This is a genomic window from Candidatus Protofrankia californiensis, from assembly GCF_900634765.1.
Taxonomy (GTDB): domain Bacteria; phylum Actinomycetota; class Actinomycetes; order Frankiales; family Frankiaceae; genus Protofrankia; species Protofrankia californiensis.
The window spans coordinates 3,906-6,788 of record NZ_CAAAFT010000167.1 but is presented as its reverse complement, the minus strand read 5'-3'; the positions used below and the strand labels follow the sequence as shown (position 1 = coordinate 6,788).

3 protein-coding genes are annotated in these 2,883 nt (G+C 70.6%); all 3 read right to left on the bottom strand.

Annotated features, from left to right (window positions below; all coding sequences use genetic code 11):
• Window positions 1-858: acyl-CoA dehydrogenase family protein (locus DD1DGNOD_RS09405; RefSeq protein ID WP_241255600.1), on the bottom strand; the 858-nt coding region annotated here is incomplete at its 3' end.
• Complete coding sequence (locus DD1DGNOD_RS09400; protein WP_131766251.1) at window positions 855-2,084, bottom strand: LLM class flavin-dependent oxidoreductase; 1,230 nt, start codon at window positions 2,082-2,084, stop codon at window positions 855-857. The genes DD1DGNOD_RS09400 and DD1DGNOD_RS09405, both read right to left, overlap by 4 nt.
• Before the next feature lie 40 nt (window positions 2,085-2,124).
• On the bottom strand, window positions 2,125-2,883 hold a 759-nt coding region (locus DD1DGNOD_RS09395; RefSeq protein ID WP_430827784.1), incomplete at its 5' end, for an alpha/beta hydrolase.

Below are 2,883 nucleotides of genomic sequence, written 5' to 3'. Positions count from 1 at the left end.
GGTCGTGGCAATGGGACGTCCCAGGGAGGTGGGGACGCGTTCGTTGGCGAAACGCAGGAAGAACTCCTGCGCGGCACGAGCCACCCCGATGTACAGCGCGGTCGCGCCGATCGCGACGGCGCCCAGGTCCGTGTCGGCGCGCTGCTCGGACTGGGGCACGCCCCGGAAGTTCTCGAAGGGGATCTCCACGTCGGTGTAGATGACGTCGTGTGTGCTGCTCGCCCGCAGCCCGAAGTGGTCCCAGGTGCGCACGATCTCGATACCGGGAGTGTCGGCGGGGACGATGGCGTGCGCCAGCAACGGGTCGGCGTCCTCGGTGGCCGCCCACACCAGGTGGTAGGCGAGGCCTTCGGAGCTTGTCGCGAAGCCCTTGTGTCCGTTGAGCAGCCAGCCGGCGGCGGTCCGCCGGATCTTCGTGGCCGGCAGCCCACCCCGGGCGGGAGCTCCCCACTCCGGCTCGGCGCGCACGGCGTTCAACAGCACCGGCCGGTGGAGGGAGTCGCTGACCACCGCGCGGTAGAGCCCCTCCGGCCACCATGCGTCGACGGCCTGCATGACGTGCTGGAAAACCGTCATCGCGGTGATCAGGGCGACCGACGGATCGCCCTTGCCCAGCCATTCGAAGACCCGGACGCTGTCGGTGGCGCTGAGGCCCTGGCCGCCGTAGCGGGGAGCGATCCCCAGCCGCAGCAGGCCCGCGTCGTGCACGGCCTGGATGCTTTTCCAGGGAAACTCCGCGGAACGGTCGTACTCCTCGGCGGCGAGCGCGATCTGGGCGCTCGTGCGGGCGAGCGCCTCGTCGGAGATGTCGACGGCCGGAAGGCTGACGGCCGAGTCGGCCTGGGGCGACACGGTCACGACGCCACCTGCTGCCCCAGCTGGCCGGCCCCCGCGACCGACAGACCCTGCTCGTCGGGCGGGCCGCTGCGGGAGGTGACCGCCGGTGCGGCCAGACGATCGAGCCCGGCGTCCTCGCGCACGACTTCGCCGCGACGGCCCGTCGTCTCACGATGCGCCAGTTCCTCCCGCACCAGCGGGATGATGTAGCGGCCATAGTCGACGACGTCGTTGAAGTTGTCGTATCCACGGATCGAGATGAGCTCGGCGCCGAGGTCGACGTAGTCGAGGATGGCGGCGGCGACGGTCTCGGGGGTCCCCACCAGTGCGGTGGAGGCGCCGGTGGCGTTGGTCGCGGATGCCGTGGGCGTCCACAGCGCACGGTCGTGCAGGTCGCCGTCGCGGGCCACCCGCAGCAGCCGCTGGGAACCGACGTTGGCCGGTTCCCTTTGTCCGGTGGACCGGAACGCCGCGTGCGCGACTCCGTTGTTGCCCTGCAGGACGCCGAGGATCCGGTGGGCCTTCTCCCAGGCCAGCTCGTCGGTGGGGGCGATGATCGGACGGAAGGTGACCCAGATGCGGGGGGTGTCCTCGCGGCCGGCGAGGCGGGCCTGCTCGGCCACCGCGTCGATCTGCTCCTTGGTCTCTTTCAGGGGTTCGCCCCACAGACCGAAGATGTCGGCCTGCGCGCCGCCCACCCGGTAGGCGTCCTGCGACGACCCGCCGACCGACACCGGGATGGTGCCGTTGACCGGCCGCACGACCGAGACGAAGTCCTCGAACGAGTAGTAGGTCCCGGCATGGTCGAACGGAGTCGTCGAGGTCCACACCCGGCGGAGGATGTCGATGTACTCGGCCTGCCGCGCATAGCGTTCGGTCTTGCTCAGCCGGTCGCCCTCGCGGGCCTGCTCGCTGTCGTCCCCACCCGCGATGAAGTGCACCACCGCACGTCCACCGCTGAGTTGGTCGAGGGTGGCCAGCTGCTTGGCCGCGACCGTCGGATAGATGGTGTTGGGCCGCAGCGCAACGATCGGTTTGAGCCGCTCGGTGAACTGCGTGATGGCCGAGGCGAGGGTGAACGGGTCCTGGTAGGAGGAGTGGTAGGGCACGAGGGTGTAGTCGAAGCCACCCTCGTCCAGGGTCCGCGCGTAACGCTTGAGAAAGGGCACATCAATGGCCGGGAGCCGGAGCCGGTTGAGCTCGTTGGACGGATTGATGTTTATGCCGCTGATGAATTCGACGGTCATGACGGTCCTCCGGTGGCTGGGCTGTGTCTGATCGGCGCGGTCACGACCAGGGCGTCCAGCGCGCGATTTCGGGAAGGTCGGCGCCGGCTCGCAGCCGTTCGAGGAACAGCACGACCACAGCCGCGGCCGTACGGTGGGTGGCGTCGTTGAGGGCGTCGTGCTTGCCGCCGTCGATGGTGACGAACTCGGCGACGGGCGCACCCGCGTAACGCTCGCGCGCGGCCGGCAGCGGGCTGAGGATGTCGGCCGTCCCGTGCAGGCCCAGAACCGGCACGGTGACGCGGCGAAGGTCGCCGTCGGCGATCCAGGAGCGGGGTACCGGGACGGTCAGTGCGCCGCGGCGTACGGATACGTCGGCGTCCAGCCGTGCCTGGTGGGCGGGACAGGCGGTGCGCTCATCCAGCTCGGTCTCCCACTCCCACTCCCTGATGCCCGTGGCGGTCGCCTCCCCGCCGGGAAGGCCGACGAGGATGAGGCCGTCGACTCGCACCTTCCCGGTGGCGACCAGCGCCGCGGCGAATGCCGCACCCGCGTCGGAGCCTGCCAGCACGCGCGGCGCGGGCAGGTCCGGATCGGTCGACAGCTGCTGGACCTGCGACGCCACCGTCTTGCCGTGCGCGGTCGGGTCGCCGACCACCCGGATCCGGTAGCCGTCGGAGGCGATCCGGTTACCGAAGCGCTCGTAGAGCCCCGGATGCTCGCCGCGACCGGCGATCAGGATCACTGTCCCGCGCGGCGCGACCGCGGGCGGGTTGTCCCACGCCACCACTGTGGGTACTGATCCTGCGGCGGTGAGCTG